The following is a 20866-nucleotide window of genomic DNA, read 5'->3' as shown; positions in this document are numbered from 1 at the left end:
GGCTGGCCGCTGACACCTGACGGCTGGCGCTGACGGACCCGGTGGTCCGAGACGGCGAACCGGGAAGACGGACGGGAACAGTGGGGGAGAGCGAGACGATGACGACGACGGAGACCTTGGTGACCGCGCCCGCGACGACCGCACCGGCGGACGCGACGGTGCTGGAGACGACGGCGCGCTGGCGCGAGGTCGCCGCCGCCACCGGCCCGGCGGACCGCGCCGCCGCCGAGGAGGGGGTGCGCCTCGCCTACCGGCTGGCCGGGCTGCCCGAGCCGGAGCGGATCGTGTGGGCGGGCTCGCCCCGCGAGGCCGCGGTCCTGGCGACCCGGCTCATGGAGGAGGACGCGACCGGGCGCGGCGTCCGCGAGGAGGTGCGCACCCGGCCGTGGGCCGCCGCCCGGCAGCGGATCGCCGAGCGGCTCGGACCGGCCGGATGGGCGGAGCGCTGGTCGCAGACCGGCGCCCAGCTCTGGGACGGCACGACCGGGCTGACCGAGCGCGTCAAGACGGGCGTGGTCGAGGCGCTGTCCGAGACGCCCGACGGCGAGCGCGCCGTCCGGCTGGTGCTGCTCGACGCGGTCCTCGGGCAGCACGACGCGGCCTGGCTCGCCGCCTTCGAAGGACTGGACGGCGCGGAGCCGCTCGCCGGGATCGCCGCCGTCGCCCGCGCGGCGGGCTGGTGGTGGCCGTACGAGAAGGTCGCCGTCGTCGCCGAGCGCCCGGTGGAGCTGCACCGGGACGAGGCGGGCCGACTGCACCGCGGGGACGGGGCGGCGCTCGCGTTCCCCGACGGGTTCGCGCTGCACGCCTGGGGCGGGATGCCGGTGCCCGCCGCCTTCCTCGACGAACTCGCCGCCCTCACCCCGCGGCGGATACGCGAGGAGGAGAACGCCGAGCTGCGCCGCGTGATGCTGGAGCACTACGGCTACGACCGGTACCTGGAGGAGTCCGGCGCCGAGCCCGTGCACCGGGACGAGACCGGGGTGCTGTGGCGGATCGAGCTGGAGGGCGACGAGCCGCTGGTGATGGTGGAGGTCGTCAACTCCACCCCGGAGCCGGACGGCAGCCACCGCACGTACTGGCTGCGCGTGCCGCCGCGCACCCGCACCGCGCGGGAGGGCGTCGCCTGGACCTTCGGCCTGGACGCGGCGGACTACACGCCGGAGCGGGAGACCTGAGCGCGGACCTGACGGAGTGAGCTGAGGAGGGGACCGCGCACGGAAGATCGCGTGCGCGGTACTTACCAGAACACCGGTGGCCGTCGTAACATGGAACCGAACGAATGGTCGGTTGGGGAGAGGGATGGATGGACACGGAGCCGGAACTCCAGACGCACTTCGAGGCGACCATCGCGCGGGACCAGCGGATCGAGCCGCGTGACTGGATGCCGGACGGCTACCGCGGCACGCTCGTCCGGCAGATCGCCCAGCACGCGCACTCGGAGATCATCGGGATGCAGCCGGAGGGCGAGTGGATCACCCGCGCCCCGTCGCTGCGCCGCAAGGCCATCCTGTTCGCCAAGGTCCAGGACGAGGCCGGGCACGGCCTCTACCTGTACTCGGCGGCGGAGACGCTGGGCGCCGACCGCGCGGAGCTGACCGAGCGGCTCATCGAGGGCCGCCAGAAGTACTCGTCGATCTTCAACTACCCGACCCTGAGCTTCGCCGACGTCGGCGTCATCGGCTGGTTCGTGGACGGCGCGGCGATCTGCAACCAGGTCCCGCTGTGCCGCAGCTCCTACGGGCCGTACGCGCGCGCGATGGTGCGCATCTGCAAGGAGGAGTCCTTCCACCAGCGGCAGGGCTACGAACTGCTGATGACGATGATGCGCGGCACGGCCGCCCAGCGGGAGATGGTGCAGGACGCCGTGGACCGCTGGTGGTGGCCGTCGCTGATGATGTTCGGCCCGCCCGACCACGACTCACCCAACTCGGCGCAGTCCATGGCCTGGAAGATCAAGCGGCACAGCAACGACGAACTGCGCCAGCGCTTCGTCGACATGACGGTCCCGCAGGCCGAGAGGCTCGGCGTGACCCTCCCCGACCCGGAGCTGCGCTGGAACGAGGAGCGCGGCCACCACGACTTCGGCACCCCCGACTGGGGCGAGCTGAAACGGGTCATCAAGGGCGAAGGACCGTGCAACGCCCAGCGCGTGGAGCGGCGGCGCACGGCCCACGAGGAAGGCGCCTGGGTGCGCGAGGCGGCGAGCGCGTACGCGGCCAAGCAGGCGGCACGCGCGGCGAAGGGAGCGGTGGCATGACCGCCGAGAAGCAGCACGGCTGGCCCCTGTACGAGGTGTTCGTGCGCGGCAAACGCGGACTGAACCACGTCCACGTGGGCTCGCTGCACGCCGCCGACGACCGGATGGCCCTCACCCACGCCCGGGACCTCTACACCCGCCGCAACGAGGGCGTCAGCATCTGGGTGGTGCGCTCCGAGCACATCACCGCCTCCACCCGCGACGAGAAGGACCCCTTCTTCGAGCCCAGCGCCGACAAGGTCTACCGCCACCCGACCTTCTACGACATCCCCGACGACGTCCCCCACATCTAGCCCCGCCCCGAGGATCAGCCATGAGCGCCGCGCATGACGACGACCACGTCTACCTGACCCTCGCCGAGGGACACGAGGACGACACCCGCTGGGCCTACGGCACCGGCTTCGAGGACCCCCTGCACGGCGTCGACACGACCGTGCCCGAGGGGGTGGACGCCGCCGCGCTGGCCGCGCTGTGCCTGGCGCTCGCCGACGACGCCCTGGTCAGCGCGCAGCGGCTGGCCCAGTGGATCACCCGCGCGCCGGAGCTGGAGGAGGAGGTCGCCCTCGCCAACACCGGCCTCGACCTGCTCGGGCAGGCCCGGCTGCTCTACACCCGCGCCGGGCAGGCGGACGGCACCGGGCGCGGCGAGGACGCCTACGCCTACTTCCGCGACCCCGGCGACTTCCGCAACGTACGCCTCGCGGAGCTGCCCAACGGGGACTTCGCGTTCTCGATGGTGCGGCTGCTGGTGCTGTCCGGCTGGCGGCTCGCGCACTTCCAGCACCTGGCCTCGCACGCCGATCCGGTGCTGGCGGCGGTCGCCGCCAAGGGCGTCAAGGAGCTGGCGTACCACCGGCAGTACGCGGCCGAGTGGGTCGTGCGCCTCGGCGACGGCACCGAGGAGTCGCACCGCAGGACCCGGGCGGCCCTGGAGCGGGTCGGCCCCTACCTGGGCGAGCTGTTCACCGCCTATGACGCCAGGGACGAGGTCGTCGGCGTCCTGAAGCAGGTCACCGACGCGGCCGGGCTGCCCATGCCCGTCTACCGGCCGCTGCCCGGCGCCGGACGCGCCGGGGAGCACACCGAGCACCTCGCTCCGCTGCTGGCCGAGCTGCAGGACGTGGCCCGCGCCCACCCGGAGGCGACATGGTGACGACCCACCTGGACGCCCACCGCGCCCGCCGCGTCGCCGAGCGGGTGCCGGACCCCGAGCTGCCCATGCTCACCCTGGCCGACCTCGGCGTCCTGCGCGCCGTCGAACTCACCGACGACGGGACGGTGGTCGCCAGCCTCACCCCCACCTACTCCGGCTGCCCGGCGATGGCGGAGATGCGCGCCGACGTGGCCGCCCGGCTGCGGGACGCCGGGTACGCGCGCGTGGAGATCCGCACCGTCCTCGACCCGCCCTGGACCAGCGACTGGATCACCCCGGCCGGGCGCCGCAAGCTCACCGAGCACGGCATCGCCCCGCCCGGCGCCGCGCCCCGTCGCGACCCCGGCCCCGTCCCGCTGGTGCTGTCGCCCACCCGGCGCACGGTGCCCTGCCCGCGCTGCGGCTCCGCCGACACCGAGGAGACCTCCCGCTTCGCCGCCACCTCCTGCAAGGCGCTGTGGCGCTGCCGCGACTGCCGCGAGCCGTTCGAGTACGTCAAGGAGATCTGATGACCGCGACCGTCCCGTCCCGGGCCGTGCGCCCGCGCCGCCGTGCGGCCTTCCACCCGCTGCGCGTCGCCGAGGTGCGGCGGCTGTGCGCGGACGCGGTGTCCGTCGGCTTCGAGGTCCCGCCGGAGCTGGCCGAGGAGTACGCGTTCGTGCCGGGCCAGTCGCTCACCCTGCGCCGTGACGTCGACGGCCGGGACGAGCGCCGCTCGTACTCCATCTGCGCCCCGGCCGGAGCGGCGCCCCGCATCGGCGTCCGCGCGGTCCCCGGTGGACTGTTCTCCTCCTGGCTGGTCAACGAGGTGCGCCCCGGCGACACCGTCGAGGTGATGGCCCCCACCGGCGCCTTCACCCCCGACCTGACCACCCCCGCCCACCACGTCCTCATCGCGGCCGGTTCCGGCATCACCCCGATGCTGTCCATCGCGGAGTCCGTCCTCGCCGCCGACGACCGCTCCACCGTCACCCTGTTCTACGGCAACCGCCGCACCGACACGGTGATGTTCGCGGAGGAGCTGGCCGACCTGAAGGACCTCCACCCGGCCCGCTTCCACCTCGCCCACGTGCTGTCCCGGGAACCCCGCGAGGCCGAGGTGCTCTCCGGCCGCCTCGACGCCGACCGGCTGTCCGCGCTCGTCGGCGCCCTCGTCGACGTGTCCACGGCCGACCACTGGTGGCTGTGCGGCCCGCACGGCATGGTCGAGGACGCCCAGCGGGTGCTGTCCGGCCTCGGCGTGCCCCGCGACCGCGTCCACCGCGAGCTGTTCTTCGCCGACGACGAACCGGTGCGCGAGGTCCGCCACGAGGAGACCGGCCCGAGCGGACCCGTCAGCCAGGTCACCCTCACCCTCGACGGCCGCTCCACCACCGCCGCCCTCCCCAGGGACCGCACCCTCCTGGAGGGCGCCCAGCGCACCCGCCCCGACCTGCCCTTCGCCTGCAAGGGCGGCGTGTGCGGCACCTGCCGCGCCCTGGTCACCGACGGCGAGGCGGACATGCGCCGCAACTTCGCCCTGGAGGACGCCGAGGTCAGCGCGGGCTACGTCCTGACCTGCCAGTCGTACCCGGTGTCCGAGACGCTCACCGTCGACTACGACTCCTGAGGCCAGGGCGGCGGCGCGTCAGACCGCCCGGCCGAGGAGCCGTTCCAGCGCGGTGTTGACCTCGGACGGGCGCTCGTCCATCACCCAGTGCCCGGCGTCGTCGATCATCGTCAGCTCGGCGTGCGGAATGCGGGCCGCCAGCTCGGTGGCGATGGCGGGGCTCAGGTACTTGTCGCCGCGCCCCCAGATGACCGCCGTGGGGCAGCCGACCTGGCCCAGGCGGCGGCGCAGCTCGGGGCGCGCGGCGGTGCGGTAGTGGCCGAAGAAGTGCAGCAGCCAGCGGCGGCTCTCCAGGGGCCGCACGTGGTCGAGGTAGCCGTCCATGACCTCACGGTCGACGTAACCGGCCTCGACCAGCGGCCCGAAGGCGATGCGGTGCAGGGCGCCGTAGGGCAGCCGCGCGGCGAGCGACCGCAGCACGGGCGTCCGGCCCGCCAGCGTGAACGCGGTGAACAGGGCCCGCCAGTGCGGGACGAAGGTGGCCTGCGAGCGGCTGTTGAGGAGGGCCAGCCTGCGCACCCGGCCGGGGTGGGTCTGGGTGAAGCCGAGGGAGAGGAAGCCGCCGTAGTCGTGGCCGACGAGGTTGACGTCGTCGATGTCGAGGGCGTCCAGCAGCCGTCCGATCCGGGCCACCTCGCTGTCGTAGTCGAAGGCGAGGCCGTGGGGCTGCTCGGAGTCGCCCCAGCCGAGCAGGTCCGGGGTGATCACGCGGTGGGCGCGGGACAGCGCGGGGACCTGGTGGTCCCAACTGTGGTGGTTCGCGGGGTAGCCGTGCAGCAGCAGTACCGGCTCGCCGTCCTCGGGTCCCGACTCCCAGCAGACGAGCCGGGCGCCGTCGACCTTGACGGTCCGGGCCCGGGTCCGCTGGGTGGTGGGGCCTGTCGTGCTCATGGATCGCTCCTCGCCGTTTCGCGTGTCGTGCCGCCCCTGGTCAGCGGCTCTGCCTCGAAGAACGCCCGTCCTCCGCACTGGATTACGTACCGGCGCGAAGGACATCCGTGGGGGTGGCGTACCGGGCGCACGGCGCCGTCATCACTTCGGGTGACCGTGCGCGTCCGGGCGGCGGACAGGGGCGGCGCGGGGAGTGCGGGCTTTCGTACGCGCCCCCAGGGGGGTTGTTCCGTCCTGGTGGGGGCGCCTAAGGTCTCCCCTCGGGGAGGGCAAGCGCTTTCTATCTCCATCGGTGCTCTCCACTCCCCGCCCGTCCGTCGGTCGGCCGTCGAGGAGCGCCGCATGTCCCTACCGCAGGTCCGCCGCCGTGTCGCCGTGGTCGGCACCGGCGCCATCGTCGTCGGCAGCCACCTCGACGCGCTCACGGCCCACGCCGACCGCACCGAGCTGGTCGCCGCCGTCGACGTCGACGAGGACCGCCTCACCGCCTTCCGCGCGCTGGCGGGCGACCACGTCGCCGGGTACACGTCGATGGCGGACATGCTGGACGCCGTACGCCCCGACCTGGTGCTCATCGGCACGCCGCCGTCGCTGCACCGGGAGCAGACCGTCGCGGCGCTCAAGGCGGGTGCCTGGGTGCTCTGCGAGAAGCCGCTCGTCCTGTCCCTCGCCGAGTACGACGAGATAGCCGCCGCCGAGGAGGCGTCCCGGGCGTACGCGTCCGTCATCTTCCAGCACCGCTACGGCTCCGGCGCCACGCACGCCCGCGAGCTGATCGCCAGCGGCGAGCTGGGCGCCCCGCTGGTCGCGCACTGCCAGACCACCTGGCACCGCGACGCCGCCTACTACGCCGTGCCCTGGCGTGGACGCTGGGCCAGCGAGGGCGGCGGGCCCACCATGGGCCACGGCATCCACCAGTACGACCTGCTGCTGCACCTGCTCGGTGCGTGGGAGGAGGTCCGCGGCATGGCCGCGCGCCTGGTCCACGACACCGAGAGCGAGGACGTCTCCACCGCCCTGGTCCGCTTCCGCAACGGCGCCCTGGCCACCGTCGTCAACAGCGTGCTCTCCCCGGACGAGGTCAGCCGCGTCCGCGTCGACTGCGCCGACGCCACCGTCGAGCTGACCCACCTGTACGGGCACCGCAACGACGACTGGACCTACACCCCCGCCCGGCACGTCGCCCCCGAACGCGCCGCCGCCTGGCGCACCCCCGCCGCCGACGTGCCCAGCTCGCACACCGCGCAGCTCGGCGCCGTCCTCGACGCCTACGACACCGGCACCCGCCCGCCGGGCAGCGGACCCGAGGCCCGCGCCACGCTGGAGTTCGCCGCCGCCCTCTACAAGTCGGCGTTCACCGGCTGCCCCGTGCGGGCCGGGGAGATCGGGCCCGGCGACCCCTTCCACGCGGCGATGCACGGCGGCCACCCCGACTGGGCCCCGAAGGAGCGCGCGTGAGCATCCGCGTCAGCCACACCCACGGCGACCACCTCGCCGTCACGGCACCGGGCGGCACCGAGATCCTGCGCTACGTCTACCGCCCCGACCCCGACCCGTTCGAGTCCCGCAAGCCCTACGCCCATCCCGTGCGCACCCTCGCCGGGCGCACCGTGACCGGGTACCGCCCCAACGACCACCGCTGGCACAAGGGCCTCCAGATGACCGCCAGCCACCTGTCCGGGCAGAACTTCTGGGGCGGCAACTCCTACGTCCACGGCGAGGGCTACCTCGCCCTGCCCGAACGCGTCGGCTCCATGCGGCACGACGGCTTCGACGCGCTCACCGCCACCGGCGACCGGCTCACCGTGACCGAGCGCCTGACCTGGGTCGCGCACGACGGCGCCGAGTGGGCGCGCGAGCGGCGCGGGCTGACCGTGCACTCCGTCGACGAGGACGCCGGTGCCTGGGCGTTGGACTGGTCGATCCACCTCACCAACGTGCGCGCCGCACCGCTGCTCTTCGGCTCCCCGACCACCGCGGGCCGTGAAATGGCCGGGTACACCGGCCTCCAGTGGCGCGGCCCCCGCGACTTCACCGGCGGCCACGTCTTCGCCCCCGACTCCGACGCCGGGGCGGCGCGGCTGATGGGCAGCCAGGGCCCGTGGCTCGCCTTCACCGCCGAGCACGACGAGGTCGACGCGCACTCCACCCTCGTCTTCGCACACGCCCCGGAGAACCTCGACGAGCGGACCGCGATCCACCCCTCCCACTGGTTCGTCCGCGCCGAGCCGATCCCGTCCGTGGCGTTCTCCTGGGCGTTCTTCGAGGAGTTCGCGCTGGAGCCGGGGGAGTCCTTCGCCTACCGCTACCGGATCGTCGTCGCCGACGGCGCCTGGGACCGCGACCGCGTCGGCGCCCACCTGGCGGCCCTGCCGTGGTGAGCCACCCACTGCCGGGCGCCGTCGGCCTGTCCCACCTCAGCGCCTACGACTGGGAGGCCGCCGACGGCGTCCGCGGCGGCACCCCGCACCTGCACCTGGTGTGCGCGGAGGCGTACGTCGTCACCGGCGGCCGGGGTGCCGTGCAGACGTTGAGCCCCGACGGCTACCGGGACATCCTCCTGGAACCGGGCGCGGTCGCCTGGTTCACGCCGGGGACCGTGCACCGCATGGTGCAGGGCGGTGACCTGCGCATCACGGTGCTGATGCAGAACAGCGGCCTGCCCGAGGCCGGGGACGCCGTGTTCACCTTCCCGCCGGAGCTGCTCGCCGACCCCGACGCCTACGCCGCGGCGGCCACGCTGCCGCCGGGCACCGGGCCTCGGACGGAGGCCGCGGCCCGGCGGCGCCGGGACCTCGCCGTCGAGGGGTACCTGCCGCTGCGGGAGGCCCTGGTCGCCGGGGACGCCGGTCCGTACCGGGAGTTCCAGCGGGCCGCCGCCCAACTGGTGCGGGCCAGGGTGCCCGACTGGCGTGAGCTGTGGCGCGCGGGCGCGCTCGCCGCGGCGGAACGCACCGGCGCCCAGCTCGCCGCGCTGGCGGACGGCGACGCCGCCTACCTCGACGAGGCGACGGCGTACGCGTCCGGGCCGACCCGTCGCGGCGGCTACGGCATGTGCGGGCGCCGCGACGAGTACGCCCTGCCGGGGACGACCCTGCCGTACGACGGCGTCAGCGGCTGACCAGCAGCCCGCGCCCGCGCAGCACCCAGCGCTCCAGCGGGCTGAAGACGAGCAGGTCGATGGCGATGCCGACGACGAGGATGAGGAGGATGGCGAGGAAGACCATGGACATGCTGCTGTTGTTGCGGCCGTTCTCCAGCAACTGCCCGAGGCCGACGCCGAGGTCGGGCGAGGAGGCGATGATCTCGGCGGCCATCAGGGAGCGCCAGGCGAACGCCCAGCCCTGCTTCAGCCCCGCGACGTAGCCGGGCAGCGCGGCGGGCAGCACGATGTGCCAGGTGCCCTTGAGGCCGGTGGCGCCGAGGGTGCGTCCGGCGCGCAGGTACAGGGGCGGGATCTGGTCGACGCCCGCGACCAGGCCGTTGGCGATGGAGGGGACCGCGCCGAGCAGGATGACGGCGTACATCATCGAGTCGTTGAGGCCGAGCCAGATCACGGCGGGCGGCACCCAGGCGACGGACGGTAGCGACTGGAGGCCGGACAGGATCGGGCCGATGGCCGCCCGCACGAAGGGGACGCGGGCGACGAGCAGACCGAGCGGGGTGCCGATGGCGAGGGCGAGCAGGAAGCCGAGCAGGCCGCGGGAGACGGAGGTCCAGACGTACTCGTGCAGGGTGCCCTGGAGCCAGGCGGCGCGCAGCTCGTCCCAGACGTCGGCGGGGGCGGGGAGCTTGTAGTCGGGGGCGACGTCGGCCCAGACCAGCACCTGCCAGACGGCCAGCACGAGGACGACGGCGACGGTGGGCGGCAGCACCTTGCCGGTGAGGGTGGTGCGCAGCGGGGTGCGGGCGGCGGGGGCGGTGTCGAGGGCGTCGAGGCCCGCTTCGAGCCCGGCGAGGTCGTTGCCGTCCCTGGCTGGGGTGGTGTCAGTGCTGGCCATGGCGGCGGATCTCCCCACGGAGTTCTTCGGTGATCTCGACGGACAGCTCGGCGACGGCGGTGTCCTCGATGCGGCGGGGCTGCGGGATGCCGACGGTCCACTCCCGGGCGACCCGCCCCGGCCGGGACGACAGCAGCACCACGCGCTGCGCCAGCTTCACCGCCTCGCGGACGTTGTGCGTGACGAACAGCACCGACAGTCCCGTCTCGCGCCAGATGCGGGTGAGTTCGTCGTGCAGGACGTCGCGGGTGATGGCGTCCAGCGCGGCGAACGGCTCGTCCATGAGGAGGAGCTTGCTGTCCTGGGCGAGGGCGCGGGCCATGGCGACGCGCTGGCGCATCCCGCCGGAGAGTTCGTGGACGCGCTTGCCGTGGGCGCCCTGGAGGCGGACCAGTTCGAGGAGTTCCTCGGCGCGCTCGCGCCGCTCGGCCTTCGGTACGCCGCGCAGTCTGAGGGCGAGTTCGATGTTCTTGCCCGCGGTGAGCCAGGGGAACAGGGCGTGTTCCTGGAACATCAGCGCGGGGCGGCCGTCGGTGGTGATGGCCCCGGCGGTCGGCTTGTCCAGGCCCGCCACCAGGTTGAGCAGGGTGGACTTGCCGCAGCCGGAGGCGCCCAGGAGGGTGACGAACTCGCCCGGGGCGACGTCGAGGGAGATGTCGTCGAGGACGAGCTGCGCCCCGGTGGGGCCGGTGAAGGACTTCGACACGTGGTCGATGCGTGCGGCGGGCTCCACGGACGTGTCCGTGTCGGCGGCCTTGGCGAGGGCGGTTGCCATGGTCGTCACCTCCTGGGTTCTCACGGGGTTGCGGGGTTACTTGGCGCCGAGTCCGGCGTCGTCGACGGTCGGTTCGCCCTCGGCCTTGAGGACCTTGTTCAGCGGGGCGAGGTCGTAGATGCCGTTGAGGTCGGGCTGTTCGAGGAGTCCGGCCTTGACGGCGTGGTCGGCCTGGGCGTCGAGGGTGGCGGCCAGCGGGTCGTCGAGGAAGGCGATCGACTTCCACGCCGGGTCGAGCACCTCGGCGGGCAGCGCCTTGCCGGACAGCTTCTCCAGCGCCGCGTTGGCGGACGCCTTCGCCTTCTCGGGGTTGGCGTTGATCCACGCGTTGGTCTTCACCGAGCCGCGCAGCACGGCCTCGACGACGTCGGGGTGCTCCTTGAGGAAGCTCTGCGAGACGATGATGTTGGTGATCACGAACTTCTTGTCCGGCCACAGGTCGGCCTCGTCGAGCAGCACCTTCGCGCCCTCCGCGACCAGCTTGGACGCGGTCGGCTCCGGCACCCAGGCGCCGTCGAGGGAGCCCGCCTTGTAGGCGTCGGGCGTGACCTTGTTGTCGGAGCGGACCACGGACACGTCGCCCTTGCCGCTCTCCGCGTCGACCTTCCAGCCCTGCTCGGCTATCCAGTTGAGGAAGGCGACGTCCTGGGTGTTGCCGAGCTGAGGGGTGGCGATCTTCTTGCCCTTGAGGTCGGCCACGCTCTTGACCCGGTCCGGGTTGACGACCAGCTTGACGCCGCCCGACGCCGCCCCGGAGACGATGCGGAGGTTCTTGCCGCCCGACTTGGCGTAGCCGTTGATCGCCGGGGACGGGCCGATCCAGCCGATGTCGATGGACCCGGCGTTCAGCGCCTCGATCTCGGAAGGTCCGGCGTTGAACGTCGCGGTCTTGATCTCGGTGCCGCCGAGTTCCTTCTGGAGCAGGCCCTCCTGGACGCCCACCAGGGCGGTGGCGTGGGTGAGGTTGGGGAAGTAGCCGATCTTCACCTCGTCGGCGGAGAGCTTCTCGGCGTCCGCCGCGACCTTGGCGCGCTGGTCGTCGTCGGTGGACTCGGCGCCGTAGCCGCAGGCGGTCAGCAGGAGGGGGAGGGCGGCCAGGGCGGCGAGGGTGCGCAGGGCGGCGGTGCGCGGTCGTGCGGCAGACACGTGGGTGTCCTCTCAGGAAGGTCAGGAAAGCGCGATCAGGGTGGCGCCGTAGTGGCGCGGTGGCGGGGGAGGCTCGTCCGGACGCGACAGAGGGCGGTGGCGGTGCGGCCGTAGTCGATGTGGCGGCGCGAGGTCAGCAGGGGCAGTGACCGGTCGACGCGGTGCGACGCGCCCATGGGCCACCCCCTCCCGTAGATCCCTAGCTTTCCTACCTGGTTGCTAGGGATCGTGGCAGAAGGTGGCCCGCACCCCAAGGGGGCGTTCATATGATGGACAGATGTATTCCGATGGGTGAGACTGCGATCGGGCGTCAGGCCGCGGCGGCCGGGGTGTAGTGGGCGGCCTCGTCGCCCTCGACGACCTGGCTGAGGGTGCCGTCGACCCCGGCCGGTACGTCGCCCGCGACGGTCACCCGGTGCAGCAGGCGCGGCAGGTCGCCGTAGTCGTCCGGGGCGAGGTGCTGGGTGATGCGGTTGTCGAACAGGACCAGGTCACCCGGGTTCCAGGCGATCCGCACGATGTTCTCCGGGCGGGTGACGTACGACTGGAAGATGCGCAGCAGGTCACGGGAGTCGGAGTGGGAGAGGCCGACGAGGGTCTGGGCGAAGCCGCCGATGAACAGCCCGCGCTCCCCGGTCTCGGGGTGCACGCGGACGACGGGGTGGGCGGTGCGGTACTTCCGGGACACGAACCGCCTGCGGTACTCAGCCGCCTTCTCGTTCTTCGGCGCGGCGTAGTCGTAGTCGTTGGTGTGCACCGCCCACAGCTTGTCCGCCAGCTCGCGCAGCGGCTCGGGCAGGTCGCGGTAGGCGGCACCGGCGTTGGCGATGAGGGTGTTGCCCCCGTAGGGCGGGATCACGAGCGCCCGCAGGGTGGACGCCTTGGGCGGGGTCCGGACGAAGGTGACGTCCGTGTGCCACTGGTTGGCGCGGACGCCCTCGTCGCCGTCGACCGGCAGGATGTGCGGCTGTCCGTCCACCGAGGCGACGGTGGGGTGCGCGGTGGTGAGGTCGCCGAAGAGGGCGGCGAAGCGGAGCTGTCCGGCGTCGTCCAGCCGCTGGCCGCGGAAGACCAGCGCCTTGTGCTCCAGGAGGGCGGTGTTGAGGTCGGTGACGACGGCGGGGTCCAGCTCGGCCGACAGGTCGACGCCGACGATCTCGGCGCCGATCCGGCCGCCGATCCTGCGGAGGCCGAAGGTCGTGGTGCTGGTGGTCATGGGTTTCCTTCCGGTGGGTGGGCGGTCACGGGGTGGGCCGTGGCCGTGGGGCGGGCAGGCCGTAGTGGTCGCGCAGGGTGCGGCCGGTGTACGCGGTGCGGAACAGGCCGCGCCGCTGGAGGATCGGGACGACGTGGTCGACGAAGTCCTCCAGGCCGCCCGGCAGCAGCGGCGGCATGATGTTGAACCCGTCGGCGGCGCCGTGCGTGAACCACTCCTCCAACTGGTCGGCCACCTGCTCGGGCGTCCCGGCGAACACGCGGTGGCCGCGTCCGCGTTCATCAGGAAGGCGTTGAGGCGCAACTGCCGGGGGCGGTGTGCGGGCATGGGTGTCCTCACGTACGGGGGTCGGGCGAGCCGGTGGGGGCGTCAGGCGTCGGAGGGGAGCCGCCAGGAGCTGAGCCGTCGTTCGACGGTCACCAGGAACTGGTTGAAGGCCACGCCGATGGCGGAGATCGTGACGATGCCCGCGTACATCTGCGGGATCGCGAAGTTGTACTGCGCGGAGTTGACCAGATAGCCGAGGCCCGCCTTCGCGCCGATCATCTCGGCGGCGACCAGCACCAGGATCGACACCGCCCCGGCGAGCCGGATGCCGGTGAACACCACCGGCACCGACGCGGGCAGGATGACCTTCCGGAACAGCCGGGGCGTCGACAGGTCCATGGACCTGGCCAGCTTCAGCAGCGTCGGGTCGACGTCGCGGACCGCGCTGATGGTGTTGAGCAGGATCGGCCAGGTGCACGCGTACACCACGATGGCGATCTTCGACGTCTCACCGATGCCCAGCAGCAGCACGAACACCGGCAGCAGGGCCAGCGCGGCGGTGTTGCGGAACACCTCAAGGAGCGGGCCCAGCAGGTGGTCGAGCGGCCGGTACCAGCCGATCAGCAGGCCCAGCGGCACGGCGAGGACCAGGGCGAGCCCGAAGCCGCTCAGCGAACGCACCAGGCTGGCGCGGGCGTTCTCGGCGAGCTGGCCGTCGGCCGCCAGCTCCCACCAGGCGCGGGCGACCTCGCTGAACGGCGGCAGGAAGGTCCGGTCGACGAGCCCGAGCCGCGGTGCCGTCTCCCACAGCAGGAGCAGCGCCACGACCGCCGCGGACCTCGTCACCGCCCTCAGCAGCAGGGACGGCAGCCCGCGCGCCATCCGGAAGCGGCGCGGGCGCGGGCCCGGGTCCGGGACGGGCGGCGCGGCGGCGGCGCCGGTCCGCACGGTGCCGGTCGCCGTGTCGTCGGTCGCCGGGTTGCCGGTCGTGTGGGTGCCGGTCGTCGTCGTGGTGCTCATGCGGCGGCCTCCGCCCGCTCCCACTGCCGCGCCCGCGCCACCTCGTCGTGGAGCAGCGACCAGACCCGGTGCCGGTGGTGCGCGAACTCGGGGCTGGAGCGCAGGTCGTCGGTGGCGGAGCGGTCCCCCAGGTCGACCGGCACGACCTGCTTGATCCGGCCCGGCCGCGAGGTCATGACGGCGACGCGCTGGCCCAGGTAGACGGCCTCGTCGATGCCGTGGGTGATGAAGACGACCGTCTTGCCGGTGCGCTGCCAGATGTGCCGCAGTTCGTCCTGGAGCGACTCCCGGGTCTGGGCGTCGAGCGCGGCGAACGGCTCGTCCATCAGCAGCACGTCCGGGTCGTAGGCGAGGCTGCGGGCGATCGCGACCCGCTGCCGCATCCCGCCGGACAGCTCATGGGGGTGCCGGTCCTCGAAACCGGCGAGCCCGACCAGGCGCAGGAAGTCCCGAGCCAGGGCGGCGCGCTTGCGCCGGGGGACGCCGGTGGCCTCCAGGCCGAACTCGACGTTGCCCAGCGCGGTGCGCCACGGCAGCAGCGCGTACTGCTGGAAGACGATGCCCCGGTCCAGGCCGGGACCGGTGACGGGCCTGCCGTCCAGCAGGATCCGCCCGCCGGTGGGCCGGGTGAGGCCGCCGAGCAGGTCCAGAAGGGTCGACTTGCCGCAGCCGCTGGGGCCGACCAGGACGACGAACTCGCCGTCCGCTATCTCCAGGTCGATGCCGTCGAGGGCGACGAACCGCTCGGCGGTGGGCTTCGGCCCGTCCTTGACGGTGAATTCCTTGCGCACGTCGGCGAACACGATTTTCGGTGGGGTGGATTCGGGCATGGGATCAGCTCCGGGCGGCCTTGTTGAATTCATTGGTGAAGAGGTCCGGTGCCTTGACCCGGCCCTTGGGTATGTCGCCGCGGTCGGCGAGCCAGTCGATCCACAGTCGGATCTCCTTTTCGGTGATCCGGCCCGCCGTTCCGGCGACTCCATAGGAGCGCCAGTACGTGAGCGGCGCGGTGTCCTCGTTGCGGCGGCGTCTTTCCACGATGTCCGTCATCCGGGCGACGACTTCCTCACGCGGTGTGGTCCGGGACCATTCGATGGCCTTTCCGACACCGGTGACGAACACCTCCGCCGTGTCGGGGTTCCGTTCCAGGAACCGGTTCGTCATCACGTAGGTCCCGGCGCTGAAGGAGCCCAGCAGTTGGTGGTCCGTGAACAGCGGGCGCACGCCCCCGGCCGCCAGCGCCTTGTCGCGGAGGACCCCGCCGAGCACGGCCACGTCGATCTGCCGCTGCCGCAGCGCCTGTTCGGTGCTGACCGGCGGTACCACCAGGGCCTCGACGTCGTCGGTGTCCGCCCGGGACAGTCCGCCGCGTTGCAGGTAGATGTCGAGCATCGCCTCGGCGTGGGCGCCGAGCGTGTTCATCCCGACCTTCCTGCCGACCAGGTCCCGGGCCGAGCGCAGGGGGCTGTCCTCAAGGACGTAGTAGCCGTTGTAGGCGTACTTGTCGGAGCCGTAGTAGCTGATGACCGACGTCACGGGGGCGTTGTTCGCGGCCAGTTTGACGACCGCGCCGTTGAACGCGCCGCCGAAGTCGGTCTGTCCGGTGGCCGCGGACTGGATGTCCTGCGGTCCGCTGATGGTGTTGCCGACCCACTCCAGCCGTACGTCCTCCAGATAGCCGAGGTCCGCGGCCAGCTCCGGAGGGGTGACCTGGCCCGCCCAGCCCTGGTAGCGCAGCGTCCTGGTACGCCCCTGGCCGGACGCGGCCCCGGTCGCCGCGGTGCCGCAGCCCACGGCGACCGTCGAGAGGCCGAGCAGGGTGAGGAACTGGCGTCGGGTCGATGCCGTGGTGGCCATGGAAAGGTCTTCCTGTTCAGGGAGGGGGAGGGGAAAGGGAATTCGGGAAAGCGCCCATTGACGCGGGCGGTGCTTTCTGAATTCAGCGAAAGACTTTCAGCCGGTTCCGGCCGGGTCAATATCGACCACCCGGACGTTGCGCGTTCTCCATGGCGCGACATACGGCCGAAGTACGGCGTTCACGATGACCGTACGGCGATGTTCAGGCGGGCAGCGCGAACGGCGGGTGGGTGCCGTTGAGGAAGTAGTCGCCGACCTCGCGGACGCGGTGGGCGACGGGCTCGTACAGGGTGTGGGTGCGGGCGTTGCGCCAGAAGCGGTCGAAGCCCAGCCGCGCGGAGGCGGCGCGGGCGCCGATGACGTCCAGGGCGCGGGCGGTGGACTCCTGGGCGGCGCGGGAGGCGGCGGCCCCGGCCATGGCGACCAGGACGGAGATCTCCGCGCACTCCTCGTGGTCGAGGTCGGCGCCCCGGGCCAGCCCGTCGCGTACGGCGGCCGTCGCCTGGTCGGTGAGCGCGGACGCCGAGCGGGTCAGCACGGTCAGTTCGCCGTAGGCGGTCAGGACGTGCGGTTCCCGGGGGGAGCCGGAGCCACGGTACTCGCGTACCTCCGCGAGCACTCCCTCGGCCATGCCGAGCAGGAGGTGCACGGAGACCAGGTGCCCGAGCGGCGCGGCCAGCGCGGTGGCGGGCGGCAGGACGTCCTCGTCGGCGGCGAGGGAGCCGAGCACGTCGTCGGCGCCGACCGGCACGGCGTGGAACTCCACGGTCCCGCCGCCCGCCAGCCGCTGGCCGAAGGTGTCGCCGTCACCGTCGACGCGCACCCCGCGGCGGGCGGGGTCGATCACGACGGCGAGCGGCTCACCGGTGTCCGCGCGCACCGCGCGGACCACGAGCCGGTCCGCGACCAGCGCCCCGGTGGCGTAGCCCTGCCGACCGTCGAGGACCCGCCCACCGGCCGTCCGCACCAGCCGCGGGGACGGCTCCCGCTGGCCGAGGCCCCCGCCCCAGCACCACTCCTCGGCCGCCGACCGCCGCTCCAGTTGGGCGGCGAGCGCCGGTTCGGCGAAGAACCGGGCGCTCCACGACAGGAAGTAGTGACCGCCGAGGAGTTGACCGACCGCGGCGTCGGCCGCGGCCAGCTCGCGGACCACGGCACAGGCCGTCACCCAGTCCCCGCCGCCGCCCCCGGCCCCGGCGGGGGCCAGCAGCGTGAGCAGGCCCGCCTCCCGCAGTCGTGACAGCTCGTCGAACGGGGCCTTGCCCGCCTGCTCCCTGGCCGCCGCGTCGATGGCCAGGTCGTCCGCCGCCTCGCGGGCCGTGCGCAGCCAGTGCGCGCGGCCCGGCGTGACGGCGGTCTCCGCCGAAGCTGTCATCTCGGGTCCCGGGACCGGCTCAGGTCCGGTCGGACGACGCCGGGGCGCGGGTGTCCGCCAGCGGGCCCGGCACGTACTTGTAGCCGACCCGCCGCACCGTGACGATCCGGCCGCGGTGCGCCGCGCCGAGCTTCTGGCGCAGCCGGGCGATGTGCACGTCCACGGTGCGCCCGTCGCCGATGTGGTCGTAGCCCCAGACGGCGGCCACAAGACGGTCGCGCGGGTGCACCTGGTGGGGATGCCGTACGAGGTGCGCGAGCAGCTCGAACTCCAGGTACGTCAGGTCGAGTTCGCGTCCGTCGACCTCGGCGACGTGCCGCGCGGGGTCGATGCGGACGGCGTCGTCCCCGGTGCTCCGGCGGTCGGCGGCCGGAGCGGTGGTGGGCACGGGACGGATCTCGGGCCGTGGGCCGTCCTTGACGAAGAGCGCGGCGAGATCGGTGCCCTCGGGGACGAACACGAGGTAGCCGACGAGGGGCGGGGAAGGGGGTGGTGCGGTGGCGCCGGGAGCGGGGTCGGCGGCCACCAGGCGCAGGCGGCGGGGAGTGGTCTCCTGGGCCTCTGCGGGCCCTGCGGTCTCTTGCGGAAGTGCCGTGGTCATGGCGGTTGTCCCTCAGGAAGTGGTGTCGGGCCGTCGGACGCGGTGCGTCAGGCGCGACAGCACGCGGCGCTGACGACGTGACCAAAGTCGACATGCCGACGACGAACGAGCCGAAGCCGCGTAGGGGACATGGGCCTCATCCTGCGCGGCCCCGCCGGGCACCGTCAAGGCTTTCCTAGTAAGTCGGTAGGAAAAGTGGGGAAGATGCCGGACCAGGCTTGACGGACCGCCGACGCGTCCTGCTCAATTGATCGTGGGCCGTCCGCCCCCTCCCCCCGAACCCGCCCACCTCACCGCGGTCCGGGCCGGTTCCCCGTTCTTCCTCGTTCTTCCCCGTTCTTCCTTGTGCTTCCTCCCCTCCCGCCGGGTCCGAGCGCGCGCCGTCCGCCCTCCCCGGTGTCTTCCCGCACCCCTGTGAAAGGTCCCCGCATGGCCACCGTCCTGTCCGTCTCCGGCAGCCCCTCCGCCACCTCCCGCACCGCGCGGCTGCTGCGCCACCTCGACGGCCGACTCGCGGCCCAGGGCCACGAGGTGATCCCGCTCGACGTCCGCACCCTGCCGCCCGAGCCCCTGCTGCACGCCGACGTCGCCCACCCCGCGATCGCCCGCGCCACCGCCCTGTTCGAGCGGGCGGACGGCGTCGTCATCGGCACGCCCGTCTACAAGGCCGCCTACTCGGGGCTGTTGAAGTCCCTGCTGGACCTCCTCCCGCAGCACGCGCTGGCGGGCAAGACTGTCCTGCCGCTGGCCACCGGCGGCACCACCGCCCATGTGCTGGCCATCGACTACGCCCTGCGGCCGGTGCTGAACTCGATGGGCCCGGCGCACATCACCCCCGGCTGGTTCACGCTCGACAAGGACATCACGGTGGGCGACGACGGCTCGCTGACCCTCGCCCCCGGCCCCGCCGCGGCCCTCGCCCGGGTCACCGACAGCTTCTCCGGGGCGCTGGGGGGCCGTACGGCGAGTCTGGCGGCCACCGCGTGAGCGGAACGCACCGTGTGAGCCGAACGCCGGGTCAGAGCCGGTCGTCGCCGTCCAGGAAGGTGCGCAGGACCTCGATGCCGCCGATCTTCGACGGCTCCACCCGGCGCGGATCGTCACCGAGGACCACCAGGTCGGCCCGCTTGCCGGGGGCGAGGCTGCCGGTCTCGGCCTCCCAGTGGCAGGCGCGGGCGGCCTCGGTGGTGTAGGCGCGCAGGGCCTCCTCCACGGTGACGGCCTCGGCGGGCCCGATGATCCGCCCGGACAGGGACGCGCGTTCGACCATGAACTGGATCGCCCGCAGCGGGGCGCCGTCTGCGACCGGCCGGTCCGAGCTGCCGACCAGCGGGATGCCGTGGGCGAGGAAGGCCCGCCCCCGGTAGAGCCAGTCGGCGCGCCCGGCGCCCAGGACGGTGGCGTAGTCGTCGCCGTAGTGGCGCAGGAAGCTCGGCTGGACGACGGCCGTCACGCCGAGGTCGGCCAGCCGGGGGAGCTGGTCCGGCCGGACCAGGCCCGCGTGTTCGACGCGGTGCCGGGCGTCGGGGCGGGGCGCGCGCCGCTGGGCCTCGGCGAAGGCGTCCAGGGCGACGTCCACGGCCCGGTCGCCGATGGCGTGCACCGCCACCTGCCAGCCCGCCAGGTGCCCGGCGACGATCGCCGCCGTCAACGCCTCCGGCGTGTCCTGGAGTTCACCGGTCGAGCCCGAGCCGTCCTCGTAGGGGGCGGTCAGGGCCGCCGTACGGGCCATCATGCCGCCGTCCGTGAACACCTTCAGGGCGCCCAGCGAGAGGCGGCCACCGCCGAAGCCGGTGCGCAGGCCCAGGTCGAGGGCGTGGCTCGTGGTGTCCTCCGGGGCCGCGGTCACCGGGTGCAGGGCGTCGGCGGCCACCATCAGGCGCACCCGCAGGGGCAGTCGGCCGGTCTCGTGGGCGAGCTGGTAGGCGGCGGCCTCCACCGGGGTGCGGCCGAACAGCCTGCCCCCGACGCCCGCCTCCGCGCACGCCGTGACGCCCTCGGCGCGGCAGGTCAGCGCGGCCCGCTCGATCGCGTCCGTGAGTTCGGCGAGGGAGTGCGGGGGCCGGGTGCGCAGCGCCGCGCCCATCGCGCCCTCGGCCAGGAAGCCGTCGGCGCGCACCCCCTCCGTCGCCGCGAGGTCCCCCAGGACCGCCGAGTTGACCAGGCAGGCATGGCCGGACAGATGCCCCAGGTACACCTTCCGTCCGGCGCTGACCGTGTCGAGGTCCGCCGCCGTCAGGGGCCGGTCCAGGGTGCGCTGGTCGTAGCCGCCGAAGTCGAGCCAGGTGCCCTCGGGGCTGCCCTCGACCGCCCGCGCCACCGCGCGCAGTACGTCGTCGGCGCGGCGGCAGGGTGCCACGCTCGGGGCGGCGGCCTTCAGGCCCGCCCAGGTCAGGTGCACATGCGGGTCGATGAAGCCGGGCAGCACCACCGCCCCGTCCAGGTCGACGGTGCGCCGGGCGGGCAGCCCCGCGACCTCCTCGTCCAGGCCGACGATCCGGCCGTGCCAGACGCCCAGTTCCCGGGCTTCGGGTCGGGCCGGGTCCATGGTGATGACACGGGCGTTGGTGATCCTCAGAGCGAGCACGGCCGGTTCCTTCCGGTCCTCGGGGCGGGCGGCGGGCACCCCGCGCCCGGCTCCTCCGTGGGAGCCGCCCTTCGGGGCACGGGGTCTGGTCCGCGTCCGCAATTCTAG

General features: G+C 73.4%; 21 protein-coding genes and 1 pseudogene. 10 read left to right on the top strand and 12 right to left on the bottom strand.

The window, feature by feature from the left end; genetic code table 11:
* The first annotated feature begins 161 nt into the window (after positions 1-161).
* From ACFQZ6_RS03500 to paaE, 6 genes are all read left to right on the top strand, one after another.
* Positions 162-1178, top strand: coding sequence for a DUF6745 domain-containing protein (locus tag ACFQZ6_RS03500; RefSeq protein ID WP_381618045.1), 1017 nt, complete (start codon positions 162-164; stop codon positions 1176-1178).
* A 128-nt stretch (positions 1179-1306) separates the two neighbouring features.
* Positions 1307-2260, top strand: a complete 954-nt coding sequence (gene paaA, locus ACFQZ6_RS03495; protein ID WP_381604868.1) for a 1,2-phenylacetyl-CoA epoxidase subunit PaaA — start codon at positions 1307-1309, stop codon at positions 2258-2260.
* A complete protein-coding gene (gene paaB, locus ACFQZ6_RS03490) occupies positions 2257-2553 on the top strand; it encodes a 1,2-phenylacetyl-CoA epoxidase subunit PaaB (RefSeq protein WP_381604867.1) in 297 nt (98 codons plus the stop codon). The genes paaA and paaB overlap by 4 nt, the downstream gene beginning before the upstream one ends.
* A gap of 20 nt (positions 2554-2573) precedes the next feature.
* On the top strand, positions 2574-3413 hold the full coding sequence (gene paaC / locus ACFQZ6_RS03485) for a 1,2-phenylacetyl-CoA epoxidase subunit PaaC (protein ID WP_381604866.1): 840 nt from the start codon (positions 2574-2576) through the stop codon (positions 3411-3413).
* A complete protein-coding gene (gene paaD / locus ACFQZ6_RS03480) occupies positions 3407-3922 on the top strand; it encodes a 1,2-phenylacetyl-CoA epoxidase subunit PaaD (RefSeq protein WP_381604865.1) in 516 nt (171 codons plus the stop codon). The genes paaC and paaD overlap by 7 nt, the downstream gene beginning before the upstream one ends.
* On the top strand, positions 3922-5022 hold the full coding sequence (gene paaE / locus ACFQZ6_RS03475) for a 1,2-phenylacetyl-CoA epoxidase subunit PaaE (protein WP_381604864.1): 1101 nt from the start codon (positions 3922-3924) through the stop codon (positions 5020-5022). The genes paaD and paaE overlap by 1 nt, the downstream gene beginning before the upstream one ends.
* Positions 5023-5040: 18 nt before the next feature.
* Here paaE and ACFQZ6_RS03470 read toward each other — a convergent pair whose 3' ends face one another.
* The gene (locus ACFQZ6_RS03470) at positions 5041-5913 is read right to left on the bottom strand and encodes an alpha/beta fold hydrolase (protein WP_381604863.1); all 873 of its coding nucleotides are present in this window, start codon (positions 5911-5913) and stop codon (positions 5041-5043) included.
* A 342-nt stretch (positions 5914-6255) separates the two neighbouring features.
* Between ACFQZ6_RS03470 and ACFQZ6_RS03465 the strand changes: the two genes are divergently transcribed.
* From ACFQZ6_RS03465 to ACFQZ6_RS03455, 3 genes are read left to right on the top strand one after another with little or no spacing between them, the layout of a single operon-like run.
* Positions 6256-7371, top strand: coding sequence for a Gfo/Idh/MocA family protein (locus tag ACFQZ6_RS03465; RefSeq protein ID WP_381604862.1), 1116 nt, complete (start codon positions 6256-6258; stop codon positions 7369-7371).
* A complete protein-coding gene (locus ACFQZ6_RS03460; protein WP_381604861.1) occupies positions 7368-8294 on the top strand; it encodes a DUF6807 domain-containing protein in 927 nt (308 codons plus the stop codon). The genes ACFQZ6_RS03465 and ACFQZ6_RS03460 overlap by 4 nt, the downstream gene beginning before the upstream one ends.
* Positions 8291-9034: a cupin gene (locus ACFQZ6_RS03455; protein ID WP_381604860.1), complete on the top strand. Its 744-nt coding sequence runs from the start codon at positions 8291-8293 to the stop codon at positions 9032-9034. Before ACFQZ6_RS03460 ends, ACFQZ6_RS03455 begins: the two co-directional genes overlap by 4 nt.
* Here ACFQZ6_RS03455 and ACFQZ6_RS03450 read toward each other — a convergent pair.
* The 10 genes and pseudogenes from ACFQZ6_RS03450 to ACFQZ6_RS03405 form a co-directional block, all read right to left on the bottom strand.
* Entirely contained in the window at positions 9024-9914 is an 891-nt protein-coding gene (locus tag ACFQZ6_RS03450) for an ABC transporter permease (protein ID WP_381604859.1), read from the bottom strand. The two genes, ACFQZ6_RS03455 and ACFQZ6_RS03450, sit on opposite strands and share 11 nt — an antisense overlap.
* On the bottom strand, positions 9901-10689 hold the full coding sequence (locus ACFQZ6_RS03445; protein ID WP_381604858.1) for an ABC transporter ATP-binding protein: 789 nt from the start codon (positions 10687-10689) through the stop codon (positions 9901-9903). The genes ACFQZ6_RS03450 and ACFQZ6_RS03445 overlap by 14 nt, the downstream gene beginning before the upstream one ends.
* Positions 10690-10725: 36 nt before the next feature.
* Positions 10726-11835 (bottom strand): aliphatic sulfonate ABC transporter substrate-binding protein, encoded by a 1110-nt coding sequence (locus ACFQZ6_RS03440; RefSeq protein ID WP_381604857.1) that lies wholly within the window; start codon positions 11833-11835, stop codon positions 10726-10728.
* Between the two features lie 310 nt (positions 11836-12145).
* Positions 12146-13051, bottom strand: coding sequence for a TauD/TfdA dioxygenase family protein (locus ACFQZ6_RS03435; RefSeq protein ID WP_381604856.1), 906 nt, complete (start codon positions 13049-13051; stop codon positions 12146-12148).
* A 25-nt stretch (positions 13052-13076) separates the two neighbouring features.
* Positions 13077-13325 (bottom strand): annotated as a pseudogene (locus tag ACFQZ6_RS03430) (LLM class flavin-dependent oxidoreductase); the annotation flags it as partial.
* Positions 13326-13420: 95 nt separating this feature from the next.
* On the bottom strand, positions 13421-14338 hold the full coding sequence (locus tag ACFQZ6_RS03425; protein ID WP_381604855.1) for an ABC transporter permease: 918 nt from the start codon (positions 14336-14338) through the stop codon (positions 13421-13423).
* A complete protein-coding gene (locus ACFQZ6_RS03420; RefSeq protein WP_381604854.1) occupies positions 14335-15168 on the bottom strand; it encodes an ABC transporter ATP-binding protein in 834 nt (277 codons plus the stop codon). Before ACFQZ6_RS03420 ends, ACFQZ6_RS03425 begins: the two co-directional genes overlap by 4 nt.
* Before the next feature lie 4 nt (positions 15169-15172).
* Positions 15173-16195 (bottom strand): ABC transporter substrate-binding protein, encoded by a 1023-nt coding sequence (locus ACFQZ6_RS03415; protein ID WP_381604853.1) that lies wholly within the window; start codon positions 16193-16195, stop codon positions 15173-15175.
* Between the two features lie 202 nt (positions 16196-16397).
* Entirely contained in the window at positions 16398-17570 is a 1173-nt protein-coding gene (locus ACFQZ6_RS03410) for an acyl-CoA dehydrogenase family protein (RefSeq protein ID WP_381604852.1), read from the bottom strand.
* A gap of 19 nt (positions 17571-17589) precedes the next feature.
* Entirely contained in the window at positions 17590-18171 is a 582-nt protein-coding gene (locus ACFQZ6_RS03405; protein WP_381604851.1) for a winged helix-turn-helix domain-containing protein, read from the bottom strand.
* Between the two features lie 429 nt (positions 18172-18600).
* Between ACFQZ6_RS03405 and ssuE the strand changes: the two genes are divergently transcribed.
* Positions 18601-19158: an NADPH-dependent FMN reductase gene (gene ssuE / locus ACFQZ6_RS03400; protein WP_381604850.1), complete on the top strand. Its 558-nt coding sequence runs from the start codon at positions 18601-18603 to the stop codon at positions 19156-19158.
* A gap of 31 nt (positions 19159-19189) precedes the next feature.
* Here the strand turns inward: ssuE and ACFQZ6_RS03395 are convergent, their stop codons facing one another.
* A complete protein-coding gene (locus ACFQZ6_RS03395; protein ID WP_381604849.1) occupies positions 19190-20758 on the bottom strand; it encodes an amidohydrolase in 1569 nt (522 codons plus the stop codon).
* Between the last annotated feature and the right edge of the window lie 108 nt (positions 20759-20866).

It is taken from the genome of Streptomyces flavalbus, from assembly GCF_042674625.1.
GTDB lineage: Bacteria > Actinomycetota > Actinomycetes > Streptomycetales > Streptomycetaceae > Streptomyces > Streptomyces flavalbus.
This window is presented reverse-complemented; position numbering and strand designations above follow the sequence as displayed.

What these genes read in the sequence shown, in the direction of transcription:
- paaA (WP_381604868.1), top strand. Translation starts at nt 1,307, where the DNA reads ATGGACACGGAGCCGGAACTCCAGACGCACTTCGAGGCGACCATCGCG.
- paaB (WP_381604867.1), top strand. Translation starts at nt 2,257, where the DNA reads ATGACCGCCGAGAAGCAGCACGGCTGGCCCCTGTACGAGGTGTTCGTG.
- paaC (WP_381604866.1), top strand. Translation starts at nt 2,574, where the DNA reads ATGAGCGCCGCGCATGACGACGACCACGTCTACCTGACCCTCGCCGAG.
- paaD (WP_381604865.1), top strand. Translation starts at nt 3,407, where the DNA reads ATGGTGACGACCCACCTGGACGCCCACCGCGCCCGCCGCGTCGCCGAG.
- paaE (WP_381604864.1), top strand. Translation starts at nt 3,922, where the DNA reads ATGACCGCGACCGTCCCGTCCCGGGCCGTGCGCCCGCGCCGCCGTGCG.
- ACFQZ6_RS03470 (WP_381604863.1), bottom strand. Translation starts at nt 5,913, where the DNA reads ATGAGCACGACAGGCCCCACCACCCAGCGGACCCGGGCCCGGACCGTC.
- ACFQZ6_RS03465 (WP_381604862.1), top strand. Translation starts at nt 6,256, where the DNA reads ATGTCCCTACCGCAGGTCCGCCGCCGTGTCGCCGTGGTCGGCACCGGC.
- ACFQZ6_RS03450 (WP_381604859.1), bottom strand. Translation starts at nt 9,914, where the DNA reads ATGGCCAGCACTGACACCACCCCAGCCAGGGACGGCAACGACCTCGCC.
- ACFQZ6_RS03445 (WP_381604858.1), bottom strand. Translation starts at nt 10,689, where the DNA reads ATGGCAACCGCCCTCGCCAAGGCCGCCGACACGGACACGTCCGTGGAG.
- ACFQZ6_RS03435 (WP_381604856.1), bottom strand. Translation starts at nt 13,051, where the DNA reads ATGACCACCAGCACCACGACCTTCGGCCTCCGCAGGATCGGCGGCCGG.
- ACFQZ6_RS03425 (WP_381604855.1), bottom strand. Translation starts at nt 14,338, where the DNA reads ATGAGCACCACGACGACGACCGGCACCCACACGACCGGCAACCCGGCG.
- ACFQZ6_RS03420 (WP_381604854.1), bottom strand. Translation starts at nt 15,168, where the DNA reads ATGCCCGAATCCACCCCACCGAAAATCGTGTTCGCCGACGTGCGCAAG.
- ACFQZ6_RS03415 (WP_381604853.1), bottom strand. Translation starts at nt 16,195, where the DNA reads ATGGCCACCACGGCATCGACCCGACGCCAGTTCCTCACCCTGCTCGGC.
- ACFQZ6_RS03410 (WP_381604852.1), bottom strand. Translation starts at nt 17,570, where the DNA reads ATGACAGCTTCGGCGGAGACCGCCGTCACGCCGGGCCGCGCGCACTGG.
- ACFQZ6_RS03405 (WP_381604851.1), bottom strand. Translation starts at nt 18,171, where the DNA reads ATGACCACGGCACTTCCGCAAGAGACCGCAGGGCCCGCAGAGGCCCAG.
- ssuE (WP_381604850.1), top strand. Translation starts at nt 18,601, where the DNA reads ATGGCCACCGTCCTGTCCGTCTCCGGCAGCCCCTCCGCCACCTCCCGC.